Here is a 16258-nt window from a genome sequence, read left to right as displayed (position 1 = left end):
GAAAAGGCTTTTTTTCATGAAATCGAAAGGTGGAAGCTGAAATGCCAGATCATATTGAAGTCATACTTCGAACCATATTTGCTTTTGCTATTTTATTCGGCGGTGCCCGTCTTCTTGGAAAGCAAACCATTGCACAAATGAATATTTTTGATTTCATTGCGGCGATCAGTCTAGGTTCAATTGCGGCGAACTTGGCGTTTAATACTACGCTTCCGCTTCATCACACAACCATTTCTTTTGTGACACTTGTGATCATTATTTATGTGATTTCTTTACTTGCTTTAAGAAGCCGGAAGGTGAGAGGTTTTATGGCCGGTAAACCAACGCTTGTGATTCAAAATGGCAAAATCCTTGAAGAGAATATGAAAGGAATGAGGTATACACTTGATTATTTAAATCAACAGCTCAGAGAAAAGAATGTGTTTGACATTAGTGAAGTTGAATTTGCAATGATTGAAACAGATGGGCATATGTCAGTGAAAAAATACCCTTCATTTGATTATGTCACGCGAAAAGATCTTAACCTGTGGATGCATGCAGAGCGTTACATGCCCATTGAAGTCATTATGGACGGAAAGCTCATTTTGAAAAACCTTCATGAAAACCAATTAACGGAGCAGTGGATATATGAAGAAATTCAAAAAAGGCAGCTGTCTTTAAAAGACATTGTTTATGCGGTTCGTTCAAGTAATGGCAGTTTATATATTGATACATATGACGATCACATCCATTCTCCAATTGACCAAGAATGAACATATAGTTCAGACGACACCCGCGCGTCACAGAACTGCCAATATTTATAAGTCGTTTGGATGTCATCTATCTAGGTATCATTTCTCAATTATTATTATTTTCAGAAAATGTAGTGACGGAGAAAAATAAGTGTGTTTAAGTATAAATAGAAGAATTTAAAATATTAATATAATATACACCAAGCGGAATGAATATTCATTCCTGATAAAACGAAAGGAGAGGATGAAATGCCCGCAGCAACTACTGATAAACAGGAGCAGATTATGAAGGCTTCTCTGGACTTATTTATTGAACGGGGTTTTGACGGTACAACGATGCCGATGATTTCGAAAAGAGCCAATGTTGGAGCAGGAACCATTTATCGTTATTTTGATAGTAAAGAGGCTCTTGTGAACATTTTATACCAGCGAAGCCTGACTGCATTTATCGACAAGGTGAATACAAACAGTCCAGACCCTAAAGCAAGCATTAGGGCTTATTTCAAACATGTCTTTTATTGCTTAGTGCTCTTTACAAAAGAGAATCCAAGTGGTCTGTACTTCTTAGAAATTGACAAACGCTCACACTATTTAGATGAGAAAAGTAAAGAGAAGATGCAGCAGCTATTAAATGAGCTATTTCATATTTTTGAAGAAGGCAAAAAGGATGGAATTCATCCAAATCTTTCAGGGAGAACGATTTTATCCATTGTATTTGGAGCGTTCGTTCAGCTTCATAAACAGATTCTAGCAGAGGAAATTGAACCAACGATTGAATTTTTAGAAGATATTGAGCAATGCTTATGGCGTGCCATTAGCGTTGCATCATAAAGAAATAAAGGGAGTGGGCACATGCAACAAACATCAATCATTCCAAAACCAAAAACATACGGACCTTTAAAAAATATTCCTCATATCAAAAAAGGAGAGCTTTCTCAAACCTTTTGGCGGCTGGCAGATGAATTAGGGCCGATCTTTCAGTTTGAATTTTCAAAAGCAACAAGTATTTTTGTTTCCAGCCATGAACTTGCTAAAGAAGTATTTGATGAGAGGCGTTTTGATAAATTCATTGGAAGCAGTCTCAATAAAGTGAGAACATTTTCAGGGATGGGTTATTCACAAGTTGGACAGAAGAGCCGAATTGGAGAAAGGCTCATCACATCTTGATGCCGGCGTTTAGCCAGCAGGCCATGAAGGGCTATCATGAGATGATGCTCGATATTGCCACACAGCTTGTACAAAAATGGCAAAGAACGGGCCGTGATGAAGAAATTGAAGTAGCAGAAGATATGACAAAGCTCACTTTAGATACGATCGGGCTATGCGGTTTTGATTTTCGATTTAACAGCTTTTATAAAGAAAATCAACATCCATTTATTGAAAGCATGCTGAATGGTTTAAATGAAGCGATGGATCAAGCAAGCAGATTGCCGGTCGCAGATAAATTAATGATCAAAAGAAGAAAAGAATTTGAACAAGATGTTGATTTTATGAAGCAATTAGTAGATGACATTATTCAAGAACGGAAAAAACAAGATAAAACGGGCAATGATTTACTATCTCTCATGCTACATGCAAAGGATCCTGAAACAGGTGAACGCCTGTCGGATGAAAATATCCGTTATCAAATCATTACCTTCTTAATAGCAGGTCATGAAACAACAAGTGGATTGTTGTCATTTGCGATTTATTTTTTACTAAAGAATCCAGACAAATTAAAAAAAGCCGTACAAGAAGCAGACAACGTGCTACAAGGCGGACTGCCGACATTTAAGCAGGTTCAAAAACTAAGTTATACGCGTATGGTCTTAAATGAAGCACTTCGCCTCTGGCCGACGGCGCCTACGTTCTCTCTTTATGCGAAAGAGGATACAGTCATTGGAGGAAAATATCCGATCCAAAAAAACCAAAGTGTCAATGTGCTGCTTCCTAAATTACATCGGGATCAAGCGGTTTGGGGGGAGGATGCAGAAGAATTCAAGCCTGAACGTTTTATGCATCCTGAAAAGATTCCACAGCATGCCTATAAACCGTTCGGAAATGGCCAGCGTGCATGTATTGGGATGCAATTTGCCCTTCATGAAGCCACGATGGTTCTGGCGATGGTTCTGCACAACCTTGAACTGATTGACCATACGTCGTATGAACTGGATTTAAAAGAATCTCTGACCATTAAGCCGAATGATTTTAAAATCAAAGTGCGGCCAAGAAAGCAGCAATTCTTTATGGCGCCTCCGAAAGAAGAACCAACAAAAAGCACGGCATCTGCTGAAGCAAAAATAGCGAGTCATGGAACACCGCTATTGGTCTTGTACGGATCAAATCTGGGCACAGCAAAGCAGATGGCAAACGAATTTGCTGAAGACGGGAAAGCAAAAGGGTTTGACGTGACAACGGCACCGCTTGATGATTATACTCGAAAGTTACCAGAGTCAGGCGCAGTTTTAATTGTAACGGCTTCATACAACGGTCATCCGCCTGACCATGCGAAACAGTTTGTGGATTGGGTGACGCAAGATGAGGAGCAGGATCTATCAAACGTGACATTTGCAGTCTTTGGGTGCGGAGATCGAAATTGGGCGAGCACATATCAGCGTATTCCTCGTCTGATTGATGAAGCACTTGAAAGAAAAGGGGCGAAGCGTGTAACGGATATTGGTGAAGGCGATGCGGGCGGTGATATGGATGAAGATAAAGAAACATTCCAGAAGACAGTCTTCGATGAGCTTGCAAAAGAATTCAATTTAACCTTGCAGGAGAAACGCCAAGAAAAGCCAAACCTATCCATTGCATATACGAATGAACTAGTGGAACGTCCTGTAGCTAAAACATACGGTGCCTTTTCAGCTGTTGTATTGAAAAATCAAGAATTACAATCTGAAAAAAGTACCCGCCAAACAAGGCATATCGAACTTCAATTACCTGAAGGCAAGCACTATAAAGAAGGAGATCATATCGGAATCGTGCCAAAAAATAGTGCAACACTCGTTCAGCGAGTGACCGATCGTTTTAAGCTGGATCCCAAGCAGCACATGATACTCTCTTCGGAAAAAGAAGCAAGTCATTTACCATTAAATCAGCCAATTCAAGTCGGAGAATTGCTGGCGTCACATGTAGAGCTACAAGAGCCTGTGACACGTACTCAGCTAAGAGATCTTGCAAAATATACGGTATGCCCACCTCATCGTATTGAACTTGAACAAATGGCGGGAGAAATTTATCAAGAAGCTATATTAAAGAAGCGTGTGACCATGCTTGATTTACTAGAACAATACGAAGCATGTGAACTGCCATTTGCTCATTTTTTAGCCCTTTTACCAGGATTGAAGCCTCGTTATTACTCGATCTCCAGTTCGCCAAAGGTGGATGAAAAGAGGCTTAGTATCACAGTAGCTGTTGTGAAAGGAAAATCATGGAGCGGACGCGGTGAATACGCAGGTGTCGCTTCAAACTATTTATGCGGACTGCAAGAAGGAGATGAAGTGGCCTGCTTCCTTCATGAAGCTCAAGCAGGATTCGGATTGCCGCCTTCTCCTGAAATACCAATGATCATGATTGGACCAGGAACAGGTATCGCCCCGTTTAGAGGGTTCATTCAGGCAAGGGAAACATGGCAAAATGAAGGGAAGACGTTAGGTGAAGCCCATCTTTATTTTGGCTGCCGCCACCCGCATGAAGATGATCTGTATTATGACGAAATGCAGCTTGCAGAACAAAAAGGAGTCGTCACCATCCACCGTGCTTACTCTCGCTACGAGGAGCAAAAAGTGTATGTCCAGCACTTCATTAAAAATGATGGAGCCAAGCTCATTGAATTGCTCGACAAAGGCGCCTACCTGTATATTTGCGGGGATGGAAAGGTCATGGCACCAGATGTCGAGGCAACACTTATTGAACTGTATCAGACTGAGAAACAGTGTGCGAAAGAAACAGCTGAACAATGGCTGACATCTCTAGCCAATGACAACAGATATGTAAAAGATGTATGGAGCTGATCATGTTGAACCGCCAAAATGGCGGTTTTTCTTTTTTCATAGAGAGATCGCTAGAATAAATATTTGGAAGATACGAAACACCTAATTTACAAATGAAATATTTTGTAAAAAATAAGAATATTCTCTCATTTACTCCAATATGAAACAATCGTATCATTTTTGATATAGGACATAAAGGAGGAATATGATGAAAAAGGTGAAAAAATTAATCCCTTCTCTACTCGTTTTTGGTGCTTTAAGTGTGCCTAGTTTTGCCCATGCAGCATCTGATTCAGTACTTACGTCTGATTATGACATGGTGACTTCTGACGGAAAGGTGATTTCTTCAGCTGACTTCCACAACGATACGAAAACCCCCTCATCCTTTGACAAAGTGGATGATCTCTCTTCTACTATTGGCGAAAAAGTAAAACCACTCACAAAATATTTAAAAGACTTTCAAACAAAAGTAGTCATTGGAGACGATGGTAGAACAAAAGTGACGAATACAAGAGTAGCACCCTATAATTCTATTGCTTATATTACATTTGGCGGTTCTAGCTGCACTGGAACACTCATTGCTCCAAACAAAATATTAACAAACGGACACTGCGTCTACAATACAGTCACAAGAAGCTATAGTGCAAAAGGGTCTGTCTACCCAGGCATGAATGACAGCACGGCTGTGAACGGCTCAGCAAACATGACCGAATTCTATGTACCAAGCGGATATATCAACACGGGGGCGAGTCAATATGATTTTGCCGTCATTAAAACAGATACGAACATTGGAAATACGGTCGGCTACCGCTCTATTCGTCAAGTGACAAATCTAACAGGTACAACGATTAAAATTTCTGGATATCCAGGTGATAAAATGAGATCGACTGGCAAAGTGTCACAATGGGAAATGTCAGGTCCAGTCACGAGAGAAGATACGAATCTCGCATACTATACGATCGATACATTTAGCGGAAACTCTGGCTCTGCGATGCTAGATCAGAACCAACAAATCGTCGGGGTCCATAATGCGGGTTATTCAAACGGAACGATCAACGGCGGACCAAAAGCGACTGCTGCCTTTGTTGAATTTATCAACTATGCGAAGGTGCAATAAAAATAGAACAATCAGCTTGTTTCCTTTACAGGGGCAGGCTTTTTTTATCGTCAAATGCAGAAAAGTTTCTTTTTTTGTTCATCACTATTTCATATTTACAAGCTATGCTGAATGAAATAAATGAAAAAGAAAGAAGAGATATGAGTGAAAAATAAAAAAATAGATATGATATTGTTGTTGATTTTATTGATTGCAGCTTTTCTCTACACTTATCAAATTTGGCAGAATGACAGTGCCAATCAATATTATTTAGCTGCAGTCAAAAGTATGTCCAAAAGCTTCCATCACTTTTTTTATGCCTCGTTTGATGCAACTGGATTCGTATCAATTGATAAACCACCCTTCGTTTTATGGATTCAAACCATCAGTGCACTTATTTTTGGCTTTCATACATGGAGTGTGATATTGCCGCAGGCGCTTGCTGGAGTGGGGTCTGTTCTTCTTCTTTATCTCATGATAAAACCGGCTTTCGGTCAAGGTGCTGCAAGGGTGTCAGCGGCCGTTATGGCTCTCACACCAATTGCCGCAGCTGTGAGCAGAACGAACAATATCGACAGTATGCTCGTCTTCACATTACTTGCGGGTACGTATTTCTTGATGCGTGCTGTAAAAAGAGGGAAGTTGCGCTGGCTTCTTATTGCCTTCGCTTTGGTAGCGGTAGGATTTAATATGAAGATGCTGCAAGCGTTTATGGTCGTTCCAGCATTTATTTTCTACTATTTCATTGCTGCTCGCGTACCGTTAAAAAAGAAAATTTTCTCTCTCTTATGCTCTATGGTCGTATTAGTCTGCTTATCTCTATCGTGGGCAGTTGCTGTAGATATGACAGCTGAAAGTGAGCGCCCTTATGTGGGAAGCAGCCAAACAAATTCAGTGTTAGAACTTGCCTTTGGTTATAACGGCACGGAACGGCTGCTTGGTCAGACGACAGGGAAATCCTTTGGAGACATGAACCAGCAAGCAGGTATGGTGATGCCAGATCATTCTGGATTAGGCGATTCGTCAGAGGATCAGTCAAACAGAAATCAGCCGCCTCCATCCCAAAATCAAATGATGCCACCTCAACATGGTCCAGGTGGTGGTTCTCCGCCTGGAAGTGCTGTAGGTCAACAAAGTATGAATATGTATGGCACTGGGAATCCCGGCGTATTTCGTTTATTTCAATCTGCATTGTCAGGTCAAATCAGCTGGATGCTGCCGTTTGCTTTGTTTGGGCTTTTAGGGATGATCATCAGTTGGTGGAAGGAGAGAAAAGCTCAATTAAATGAATGGAAACAAACGATGTTTTGGACAGCATGGCTGATTCCTGCTGCCGGATTCTTTAGTATTGCGGGTTTCTTTCACCATTACTATCTCATTATGCTTGCCCCGCCTATCGCAGCACTAAGCGGCATAGGAGCTAAGAAGATGAAAGAGTTATTTAAGGCAAACAAAGGAGTATCTGCGTATTTGCTTCCAGCAGCAATCGCTGTTACAGCCATCTTCCAAGGGTATATTTTGAGTAACTATACGACTCAAATCAGTAGTATTTGGATGTATGCCATTGCGATTGCGGGAACAAGTATCGCTATCCTATTGCTGATGTATAGAGAAAAACAATTGATAATGAAACGACTGCTCATTACTGCTTTGACAACGCTGTTACTGTTTCCAGGTTTTTGGTCCGCCACCCCAATCATATATGGTGGAAATGCTGTTCTTCCAGAGGCAGGTGTACAGCTGGCTAGTTCACGAGGAGGAAACATGTTTACATCTAGTGTCGATCAAGGCTTACTCACTTATTTAAAGGCTCATCAAACAGGTGAAACGTATTTATTTGCAACGCTTACGACTGTTACCGCAGCGCCATATATCATTGATGAAGATGAGAATGTCATGGCTTTAGGCGGTTTTAATGGGACAGATCCTATTTTGACTGTCAACAAATTAAAAGCACTTATTCAACAAGGAAAGGTGAAATACTTTTTATTACCAGACAATCAGTCATCAGCTAACAGCAAATTGGTTAGCTGGATTAAATCACATGGTACAGTCATCTTATCTGAAGAATATAAACGATCCTCATCAGCTGAAGAGGGGATGCCGTCCGAGATGTCTTCACAAAACGAAACATTATATAGAGTAGATGAAATATCTTAAGTAGAACAAGGCGAATGATGAAGAGATCATTCGTTTTTTCTTATGGATCAGTATCTAGGAAGATTCAGCTCATGTTTTTCACATGTCATCACTCAGCCACTCATACATTAAAAATGACTCATTCCCTTCAAGTCAACATCATTTCATCAAAAGTATGAGGAGGTCACGAGCTTTTGAAGATGAGAAAAGGCTGGATCGCTGCTGTCGTTCTTTGTTTTGTCATTTGGATGGGTGCGTTATTAGGTGGTTTTGGAGAGGATCGTTTCGCAAAAGGGGCAGATCGTTATGATCATGTGATTCAATTTCCTAAGGAACGGTATCCTGAAACAGGCAGTCATATTCAAGAAGCTATTCGAAAAGGACACTCAGATGTGTGTACCATTGACCGAAATGGGGCAGATGCCCGCAGGCAAGAATCATTAAAAGGAATTCCCACAAAACCTGGTTTTGACCGGGATGAATGGCCGATGGCGGTGTGTCTTGAAGGAGGAAAGGGGGCGAGCGTTCAATATGTCAGTCCATCAGATAATAGAGGCGCTGGTTCATGGGTCGGGCATCAAATCAGTGGGTATCCTGACGGGAAACGAATTTTATTTATTGTCAAATAAACATAGACAAGAGGCTCATTGAGAGGGGCTCTTTTTGTTCAACAGGAGCGTATTCGAGCTAGCAGGTACAAAAGATTCAGTGGTACAATCAATCCATCAGGTACAAAGACTGACAAGTAGAAAATGTGAAGGGACATATGCTTATGGAAAAGAACCGTGCATTATACGATTTTTTCATGCAACATGCAGAGAAACTGACTGAAACATGGTATGAATCAATTGAGGATGATGATCCAGAATCCATTTATCGTTCAACAGATTCCAGCATCATAGCAGAGCTAAAACGGCAAAATCAAGATTATTATCAGCATTTTATACGCGCACTTATTGAAGACAAGACGTATTTACATACGAAATTTAAAAAATGGTCTGAAGACTTAGCAAGTGATCCGAAGCACTTGAACACGCCATTAGATTACGTCGTGAGAGAGTATATGTCCAATCAAAGAGTGGTTCTTCATTACTTAAAAGAGTTTATAAAACAGCATCAAGGTGATATTGACATTGACCGAATATTTTATTGGTATGATTTGATATCTGAGGCATTTAACATTTCAATTCATGTCTTTATTCAGCAATATGTGAAAAATACCACCAATAAACTCGTTGCACAAAGAGACATGATTTATGAGCTGAGTTCCCCAGTCATTGTGTTAAAAAGTCATGTTGCCTTATTGCCTTTAGTTGGAGATATTGACACTGCGCGAGCAAAGATTATCTTAGAAAATACATTAAAACAGTGTTCGCAAAAAGGTGTTCAACATTTATGTATTGATTTATCAGGTGTCGTCATCATTGATACGATGGTAGCACATCAAATCTTTGATCTTGTCACGTCACTTCGGTTAATTGGGGTTGATACGACCATTTCAGGCATTAGACCAGAAATTGCTCAAACGGCTGTACAGCTTGGACTGCCTTTTAATGAATTTCAAACGGCTTCATCACTTGCTCACGCTTTAGATCGTATGACTGAATTTTCATCCATATAAAAACCAGGCCTAGTAAACGGCCTGGTTTTTATTTAGATCACAGCGTCAATTTTTGTTACTTTCCAATCCTTTTGTACTTTCTCGAAAGTGACAGTACGTTTTACTTTGCGTCCATCAAGTGTTGGGACTGTGAATTCGTATGTGCGGATTGTATTTTTCTTAGAGACGAGTTTAGGTGTTGCCTTATCCCAATTAAGCATATTGTCTCCGTCACCAACTGGCACAGCCATTTTTCCTTTATGAACGATGAACTGATAGTCTTTTAAACCGTGAGTAATGGCATCTTTTGTGAACACTTGAGATAGATAGCTGTTTAGTTTTTTCTTTGTATCAAATGTGTTAGACAGGTAGTTGTAAGTCATGTCTTTATAAGTAAATGATTTTAATTTGTAATCTGAATGCTCTTTAATGTTGTAGCCTGACATAGCACTCCAAAAGTGTTCTCTTGCATCAAGGGCAATATGTAACGCTTCTTTATTTGTCAAAGCGGCTGATTTTTTGGAAGCGGCCAGTGTTGTTGTTTGTAATGAGATCATAAGCATAATAGCGGTTAATAAAACAAATAATTTTTTCAAGGCGATTGCCTCCTTTTCTCAATGAAAACTTCTTATGTTACAAATGTTACAATAGTTACATAGATATTACAAGTATTAAATCTAAATGTTTTTTATTTCTTTTCTTTCTACATATATAACGTTTGAGGGAGACAAAAAGTTTTCATTTTTTTATTTTTTTCTTCCTCATTAGTATTTAACCGTTCTAAAGAAGAATAAAACGTCTTTTGGAAAGATTTCTATTTGTCTCCTCAACACTCTTTTTTTATGTATGACATATACTGTCGTGATGAATGTCTAAGAAAGTGGTGTTTAGTATGTATAATCCATATGAAGGTACGTGGAATGGGTACTTGTACGATCGGCAGGTCCAAAGCATGCCGGCGTTTCCTATTTCTCAAGTTGGAGGATTTCCCGGCTTGCCATTCGGAGGGACTGGGCAAGGGCAAGGTGCAGGAGGACAATCGGTCCCGCCAGCCCCGCCGCAGCATATCATCTCGCAATATCAACAAGCAGTCTCTCAGCCTCAAAGCATGCAGCCGCTCATTGCAGGGCAGAGTGTAGGCGGAAGCCAGCAAACGGTTCAATTTGCAGCTGGATGTAATAGAAGGTGGACCATTGTGTTCCTTAGAAACGGTCAAGTATTTCTCATGTATGTTCTTTCGTCGCAGCCTTTTGGCCGTACAACAGGTTTCATATGGCCGAACTTTACATTCGGCTCGTTCCCAAGCTCCAGTATTCTTGCATATTCTTGTTCATAAAAGAAAAAGCCGGCTCTCATCAGCAGTTGATGAAATACCGGCTTTTTTTAATGAATATTTCTAAATACGCCAATCACTTTACCTAGTATACTCACATTCTGTAAAATAATCGGTTCCATTGATGGATTCTCGGGCTGTAATCTAAAGTGTGTATCTTCCTTATAAAAACGTTTCACTGTTGCTTCATCTTCTTCTGTCATAGCCACCACGATATCTCCATTGTTGGCAGTGCTTTGCTGACGCACAATAACGTAGTCTTTGTCCAAAATACCTGCATCGATCATACTTTCTCCCATAATTTCAAGCATAAATACTTGTTCATCTGGCGCTGCAAAAGTTTCTGGAAGTGGGAAATATTCTTCTACATTCTCAACAGCCGTGATAGGCAAGCCTGCTGTGACTTTTCCGATGACTGGAACATTCATTACAGTGCTCTTTGGAATATTCATTTCCTCTTCATCTAGTACTTCGATCGCTCTAGGTTTTGTTGGGTCTCTTCTAATTAAACCTTTCGTTTCTAGTCTAGCTAAATGTCCATGGACAGTTGAACTTGATGCTAGACCGACAGCTTCGCCAATTTCACGAACGGATGGGGGATAACCCTTGCTTTTTACTTCTTCTTTTATGAATTTCAGGATATCGAGTTGTCTTTTTGATAGCTTCGTCATCTTTTGCACCTCAAAACGTCAATTTTAAAGAAATTATAGCATGTTTTTCCTAACAGTACAAACATAGGTTCGAAAAAAACGTTTGACAGAAACGTTTGTTCGTATTTATAATGAGTGACAGAAAGAACGAACACACATTCTATTAGGAGAGATGACATTATGAGGTTAAAGGAATCTATTATTTTTATTGGGCTATTCTCATTCATCGTTGGCATATTTCTCTCACTTATTGCAGTCACTAGCCATAATGATCCAAATCAATATGTTAAAATAGAGGTTCAATCAGGTGATACTCTTTGGGGATTAGCTGACCAAGTAAACGACAGTAAATCAATCGATAAAAATGCTTTTATTGACTGGGTAACTGAACACAATGATCTCGCTTCAACTGACATCCAGCCTGGAGATATCCTTGTCATTCCAGTTAAAAAAGAGCATCCAGTCGTATATCAACTTGCAACAGTACAGTAGAAAGGTCGATTGAAGACATGAATGCAATCATTTATGCGAGAGTAAGTACTGCCAAAGAAGAGCAAGAAACCTCGCTTACAAGACAAGAAGAAGAACTGCTTGCTTTAGCCGCAGCGCACAAGATGAATGTAGTCAAAGTGATTAAAGAAAAAGCGAGTGGATACGATCTTGATCGTGACGGTGTTTTTGACATGCTGGCTGCGCTGAAAGAGGAAGAAATCGATGCTGTTCTCATTCAAGATGAGACACGCCTTGGAAGAGGGCAGGCGAAAATCGCTCTTCTTCATTGTCTGTTTAAAGAAAAAGTCAAGGTGTACAGCGTATTTCATAGAGGAGAGCTTGAGCTTTCAGAAGCAGACGAGATGGTCATTGAAATTGTAGGCGTTGTAGAAGAGTATCAGCGGAAAATTCATAATTTGAAAATTAAGCGTGGGATGAAAAAAGCTGTTGAGCGAGGGTATCAACCCGAACTGAATTTAAAACACCAAGAACAGGCGCCTGGCCGCGAACGTATTGAAGTACCGATTTCTGAAATTGTTCGATTAAGAAAAAACAACATGACATTCGCTGAAATTGCGGTGACATTGCAGGCACTTGGTTTTGATATTTCAAAAGCAACCGTCCATAGAAGGTACCAAGAATATGAAAAAGGGCTTGCGACTTAAAGCGTGATTTGTTGTAAAAATGACTGATATTTAGTAGTATGTAGAGAAAATGTTTTAAAGGAGTTTGTCATGATTTCTAAAGAACAGCTTGCAAGAATCAATGAGCTTTCAAAAAAGTCGAAAGAGGCCGGTTTGTCGGACGCTGAGAAAACAGAACAGAAGCAATTAAGAGAGGAATATTTAAAGGCTTTTCGTTCTTCTATGAAAAATACACTCAAAACCGTGAAAATCGTCGATCCAGAAGGAAACGATGTCACACCAGAAAAATTAAAAAGAGAAAGAGACCAGAATCTTCATTAAAGGTCGTCATTTCTTTATTTTTGAAAAGATGGGAGGAATATTCTCATCTTTTTTCATATTTGCATAAGTTTTTAGGTGATCGATAAACTAAATGTGACAAAATCCTTCTTTTTCGGCGTGAAATAGTTGTGAAAAAAGGACAGTAGATTTATGATAATGGTGTACACAAGATACGGAAGGGGATTTATATGGAAACGATTGAATTGAAATCTATTGCAACAATACGTACTCTCTCCATAGACGCAATTGAAAAAGCGAATTCCGGTCACCCTGGAATGCCGATGGGCGCTGCACCAATGGCATACGCTTTATGGACGAATCACTTAAACGTAAGTCCGCAAAATCCAAATTGGTTTAACAGAGACCGTTTTGTGTTATCTGCGGGACATGGCTCTATGCTTTTATATAGCATGCTTCATTTAAGCGGATACAATCTGAGCATCGAAGATTTAAAACAATTCCGCCAATGGGGAAGCAAAACACCTGGACATCCTGAGTTTGGACATACAGAGGGCGTAGATGCGACAACAGGTCCTTTAGGACAAGGGATTGCGATGGCTGTTGGAATGGCACTTGCAGAAAGACATCTTGCAGAAACGTATAACAAAGACAATTTTAATGTTGTGGATCACTATACATACAGCATTTGCGGAGATGGAGACTTAATGGAGGGCATTTCCTCTGAAGCTGCTTCACTTGCTGGTCATTTAGGCTTAGGCCGTTTAATTGTTCTTTATGATTCAAACGACATTTCTTTAGATGGCGACCTTGATCGTTCTTTCTCTGAAAATGTGAAGAATCGTTTTGAAGCGATGAATTGGGAAGTTCTTTATGTAAAAGACGGCAATAACATTGAAGAAGTGACGGCTGCCATTGAAAAAGCCAAACAAAGTACAGACAAACCTACACTTATTGAAGTGAAGACGACAATCGGTTTCGGTTCTCCAAACCGTGCGGGAACGTCTGGGGTGCACGGTGCACCGCTTGGCAGTGAGGAAGCGAAGCTAACGAAGGAAGCTTATTCTTGGACGTTTGAAGAAGATTTCCATGTACCTTCTGAAGTGTACGATCATTTCAAAACAGCTGTTAAAGACGCTGGACAGAAAAAAGAAGCAGCGTGGAATGAACTGTTTGAGCAATATGAAAAAGAATATCCAGAACTAGCAGCTCAGCTGAAGCTTGCGATTGAAGGAAAACTTCCTGAGAATTGGGATCAAGAGGTTCCTGTTTATGAAGCAGGTTCAAGCCTTGCCTCTCGTGCTTCTTCTGGAGAAGTATTAAATGGCATTGCAAAACAAGTACCATTCTTTATTGGCGGGTCTGCTGACCTTGCTGGATCAAATAAAACAACAATCAAAGATACAAGTGACTTTGGTAGAGAGAATTATGCTGGCAGAAACATTTGGTTTGGTGTGAGAGAATTCGCAATGGGTGCAGCATTAAACGGTATGGCACTTCACGGCGGACTTCGTGTATTCGGCGGAACATTCTTTGTTTTCTCAGACTATTTAAGACCTGCCATTCGTCTTGCTGCATTGATGGGACTTCCTGTCACTTATGTATTTACGCATGACAGCATTGCGGTTGGGGAAGATGGACCAACGCATGAGCCAGTTGAACAGCTCGCTTCATTACGTGCGATGCCTAACCTTTCTGTGATTCGTCCAGCTGATGGAAACGAAACAGCTGCAGCATGGAAAATTGCTGTATCTTCAACGAATAAACCGACAGCGCTTGTTCTTACTCGTCAAAACCTTCCAACGATTGATCAATCACCAGAGAAGGCGTATGAAGGCGTAGAAAAAGGTGGATATGTCGTCGTTGAAGCAGCTGATGCACAGCCAGAAGCTCTTCTACTTGCTTCAGGATCTGAAGTAGGTTTAGCCATTGAAGCGCAAAAAGCACTTGAAAAAGAAGGCATTCGCGTTTCTGTCGTGAGCTTACCTGCATGGGATCGCTTTGATGAGCAGTCAGACGAATACAAAGAGTCCGTTCTTCCGAAAGCAGTGAGAGCACGTGTTGCAATCGAAATGGGTGCTTCACTTGGCTGGGAACGTTACACTGGCCTTGATGGCGATGTGATTGCGATTGATAAATTTGGCGCTTCTGCACCAGGCGAAACCATTATTGAAAAATACGGTTTCACTGTCAGCAACGTGGTGAGCCGCGTAAAGGCAAAGCTAAATAAATAATCAGTCTCCAAGCATCATGCTTTTTTGCAGTCGGTTTGCAGAGCTTTTCACTATGCTCTGCAAACTTTTTTCTTTTTTCTTGTTTTTTTGACAAAACTAGTTTCTTCTTGCTTCATATATAGACAATTCTTTCTTTCACATTTTTGTATAATACAAGCAATAAGCGAGATTGACGAAATGTGAAAGGAAGGGATAGACATGGAACGCCATTATTATATTTATTGGATTGAGGATGAGTTTGCTCATCATTATTTTGGTAGAGAATCTATCTTGTTTCATTTGTTTGAATCGTTACACTGGACGAACCGCAGTGATGACGAATTAGTCATGCTTGTTAAGCAAGTGGATTATGTAACGAAACGAATCCCTGCTTTTCATATGCACCAACGTTTAATGAACAATTTAACCAACATTCACTATACACAAATAGGCTCAATATACAGTGCATCGCTACCAGATGGAAAAGGCACAGCCGCATTCATTATAAAAGACCGTTACATTCAAATGTCTGCCACAGGCAGTTATGAGGCAGAAGCGGTGTTTTTTGAAGTACTAAGAAAAATTAGTCCTTGTTTCCTGGCTATGGACTTTGGATCAAAGAAGCACGGGTGGCTCAATCCGGTAAAAGTGAGGAATTTTGTTTAAAAAAATAAAATTGAACGTGAAATGTTGTATAATAGCCTTTTGTTTAGTACACTTTATACGAGACAACATGAAGGAGGAAGAATTATGGATTTATGGGTTGTCATCCTTGTAGGCGTTGTTGCATTGCTTGCAGGAGTTGCACTCGGATTCTTTATTGCTCGTAAGTATATGATGAGCTACTTGAAAAAGAATCCACCAATTAATGAACAAATGCTTCGAATGATGATGATGCAAATGGGCATGAAACCGTCCCAAAAGAAAATCAATCAAATGATGAAAGCCATGAACAACCAAGCGAAATAATACGTACGTTATTATGATCATAGATGGAACATGGTCCCTAAAGATTGGACAAGCGATGTCCTTTCTTTATTGAAGTCACCTTCATCAGACGCATAAAACCACTGTACTTGCTTGAATAAAGCAGGGAAAGTGGTTTTT

The 16258-nt window shown here is 40.1% G+C and carries 15 protein-coding genes and 1 pseudogene; 14 read left to right on the top strand and 2 right to left on the bottom strand.

Translation table 11 applies throughout. The features are described 5' to 3' along the window. Positions 1-41: 41 nt before the first annotated feature. The 7 genes and pseudogenes from KFQ09_RS00695 to KFQ09_RS00665 all read left to right on the top strand — a co-directional run bounded on the left by KFQ09_RS00695 (position 42) and on the right by KFQ09_RS00665 (position 9561). A complete protein-coding gene (locus KFQ09_RS00695) occupies positions 42-752 on the top strand; it encodes a DUF421 domain-containing protein (RefSeq protein WP_081114727.1) in 711 nt (236 codons plus the stop codon). Between the two features lie 228 nt (positions 753-980). Then, the gene (locus KFQ09_RS00690) at positions 981-1562 is read left to right on the top strand and encodes a TetR/AcrR family transcriptional regulator (protein WP_017359589.1); all 582 of its coding nucleotides are present in this window, start codon (positions 981-983) and stop codon (positions 1560-1562) included. A 21-nt stretch (positions 1563-1583) separates the two neighbouring features. Next, positions 1584-4726: pseudogene (locus tag KFQ09_RS00685) on the top strand (bifunctional cytochrome P450/NADPH--P450 reductase). A gap of 187 nt (positions 4727-4913) precedes the next feature. Further along, positions 4914-5822, top strand: a complete 909-nt coding sequence (locus KFQ09_RS00680) for a trypsin-like serine peptidase (protein ID WP_217815802.1) — start codon at positions 4914-4916, stop codon at positions 5820-5822. Between the two features lie 144 nt (positions 5823-5966). Then, a complete protein-coding gene (locus KFQ09_RS00675) occupies positions 5967-7961 on the top strand; it encodes a glycosyltransferase family 39 protein (RefSeq protein WP_255835937.1) in 1995 nt (664 codons plus the stop codon). Between the two features lie 227 nt (positions 7962-8188). Continuing rightward, the gene (locus KFQ09_RS00670) at positions 8189-8569 is read left to right on the top strand and encodes a NucA/NucB deoxyribonuclease domain-containing protein (RefSeq protein WP_230677017.1); all 381 of its coding nucleotides are present in this window, start codon (positions 8189-8191) and stop codon (positions 8567-8569) included. Positions 8570-8712: 143 nt separating this feature from the next. Next, positions 8713-9561, top strand: coding sequence for an STAS domain-containing protein (locus tag KFQ09_RS00665; RefSeq protein WP_017367323.1), 849 nt, complete (start codon positions 8713-8715; stop codon positions 9559-9561). 32 nt (positions 9562-9593) lie between these two features. Here the strand turns inward: KFQ09_RS00665 and KFQ09_RS00660 are convergent, their stop codons facing one another. Next, the gene (locus KFQ09_RS00660; RefSeq protein ID WP_008343822.1) at positions 9594-10136 is read right to left on the bottom strand and encodes an IseA DL-endopeptidase inhibitor family protein; all 543 of its coding nucleotides are present in this window, start codon (positions 10134-10136) and stop codon (positions 9594-9596) included. Positions 10137-10432: 296 nt separating this feature from the next. Here KFQ09_RS00660 and KFQ09_RS00655 point away from each other — a divergent pair, with 296 nt between their 5' ends. Next, positions 10433-10876, top strand: coding sequence for a hypothetical protein (locus KFQ09_RS00655; RefSeq protein ID WP_008343821.1), 444 nt, complete (start codon positions 10433-10435; stop codon positions 10874-10876). A 47-nt stretch (positions 10877-10923) separates the two neighbouring features. Here KFQ09_RS00655 and lexA read toward each other — a convergent pair whose 3' ends face one another. Then, on the bottom strand, positions 10924-11544 hold the full coding sequence (gene lexA / locus KFQ09_RS00650) for a transcriptional repressor LexA (RefSeq protein ID WP_035700932.1): 621 nt from the start codon (positions 11542-11544) through the stop codon (positions 10924-10926). Between the two features lie 159 nt (positions 11545-11703). Between lexA and yneA the strand changes: the two genes are divergently transcribed. The 6 genes from yneA (at position 11704) to KFQ09_RS00620 (ending at position 16120) form a co-directional block, all read left to right on the top strand. Then, complete coding sequence (gene yneA / locus KFQ09_RS00645) at positions 11704-12015, top strand: cell division suppressor protein YneA (protein WP_007499348.1); 312 nt, start codon at positions 11704-11706, stop codon at positions 12013-12015. Between the two features lie 17 nt (positions 12016-12032). Next, complete coding sequence (locus tag KFQ09_RS00640; RefSeq protein ID WP_019744126.1) at positions 12033-12680, top strand: YneB family resolvase-like protein; 648 nt, start codon at positions 12033-12035, stop codon at positions 12678-12680. Between the two features lie 69 nt (positions 12681-12749). After that, positions 12750-12980: a DUF896 domain-containing protein gene (locus KFQ09_RS00635; RefSeq protein ID WP_008343816.1), complete on the top strand. Its 231-nt coding sequence runs from the start codon at positions 12750-12752 to the stop codon at positions 12978-12980. A 188-nt stretch (positions 12981-13168) separates the two neighbouring features. Continuing rightward, entirely contained in the window at positions 13169-15172 is a 2004-nt protein-coding gene (tkt, locus tag KFQ09_RS00630; protein ID WP_255835936.1) for a transketolase, read from the top strand. Between the two features lie 198 nt (positions 15173-15370). Beyond that, positions 15371-15817 (top strand): sporulation inhibitor of replication protein SirA, encoded by a 447-nt coding sequence (sirA, locus tag KFQ09_RS00625; protein ID WP_007499339.1) that lies wholly within the window; start codon positions 15371-15373, stop codon positions 15815-15817. Between the two features lie 84 nt (positions 15818-15901). Further along, positions 15902-16120, top strand: a complete 219-nt coding sequence (locus KFQ09_RS00620; RefSeq protein ID WP_003212379.1) for a YneF family protein — start codon at positions 15902-15904, stop codon at positions 16118-16120. The last annotated feature ends 138 nt before the right edge of the window (positions 16121-16258 follow it).

Source organism: Bacillus sp. FS02 (assembly GCF_024398395.1).
In the GTDB taxonomy this organism is placed as follows: domain Bacteria; phylum Bacillota; class Bacilli; order Bacillales; family Bacillaceae; genus Bacillus; species Bacillus altitudinis.
This window is presented reverse-complemented; position numbering and strand designations above follow the sequence as displayed.

What these genes read in the sequence shown, in the direction of transcription:
- KFQ09_RS00695 (WP_081114727.1), top strand. Translation starts at nt 42, where the DNA reads ATGCCAGATCATATTGAAGTCATACTTCGAACCATATTTGCTTTTGCT.
- KFQ09_RS00690 (WP_017359589.1), top strand. Translation starts at nt 981, where the DNA reads ATGCCCGCAGCAACTACTGATAAACAGGAGCAGATTATGAAGGCTTCT.
- KFQ09_RS00680 (WP_217815802.1), top strand. Translation starts at nt 4,914, where the DNA reads ATGAAAAAGGTGAAAAAATTAATCCCTTCTCTACTCGTTTTTGGTGCT.
- KFQ09_RS00670 (WP_230677017.1), top strand. Translation starts at nt 8,189, where the DNA reads ATGGGTGCGTTATTAGGTGGTTTTGGAGAGGATCGTTTCGCAAAAGGG.
- KFQ09_RS00665 (WP_017367323.1), top strand. Translation starts at nt 8,713, where the DNA reads ATGGAAAAGAACCGTGCATTATACGATTTTTTCATGCAACATGCAGAG.
- KFQ09_RS00655 (WP_008343821.1), top strand. Translation starts at nt 10,433, where the DNA reads ATGTATAATCCATATGAAGGTACGTGGAATGGGTACTTGTACGATCGG.
- lexA (WP_035700932.1), bottom strand. Translation starts at nt 11,544, where the DNA reads ATGACGAAGCTATCAAAAAGACAACTCGATATCCTGAAATTCATAAAA.
- yneA (WP_007499348.1), top strand. Translation starts at nt 11,704, where the DNA reads ATGAGGTTAAAGGAATCTATTATTTTTATTGGGCTATTCTCATTCATC.
- KFQ09_RS00640 (WP_019744126.1), top strand. Translation starts at nt 12,033, where the DNA reads ATGAATGCAATCATTTATGCGAGAGTAAGTACTGCCAAAGAAGAGCAA.
- KFQ09_RS00635 (WP_008343816.1), top strand. Translation starts at nt 12,750, where the DNA reads ATGATTTCTAAAGAACAGCTTGCAAGAATCAATGAGCTTTCAAAAAAG.
- tkt (WP_255835936.1), top strand. Translation starts at nt 13,169, where the DNA reads ATGGAAACGATTGAATTGAAATCTATTGCAACAATACGTACTCTCTCC.
- sirA (WP_007499339.1), top strand. Translation starts at nt 15,371, where the DNA reads ATGGAACGCCATTATTATATTTATTGGATTGAGGATGAGTTTGCTCAT.
- KFQ09_RS00620 (WP_003212379.1), top strand. Translation starts at nt 15,902, where the DNA reads ATGGATTTATGGGTTGTCATCCTTGTAGGCGTTGTTGCATTGCTTGCA.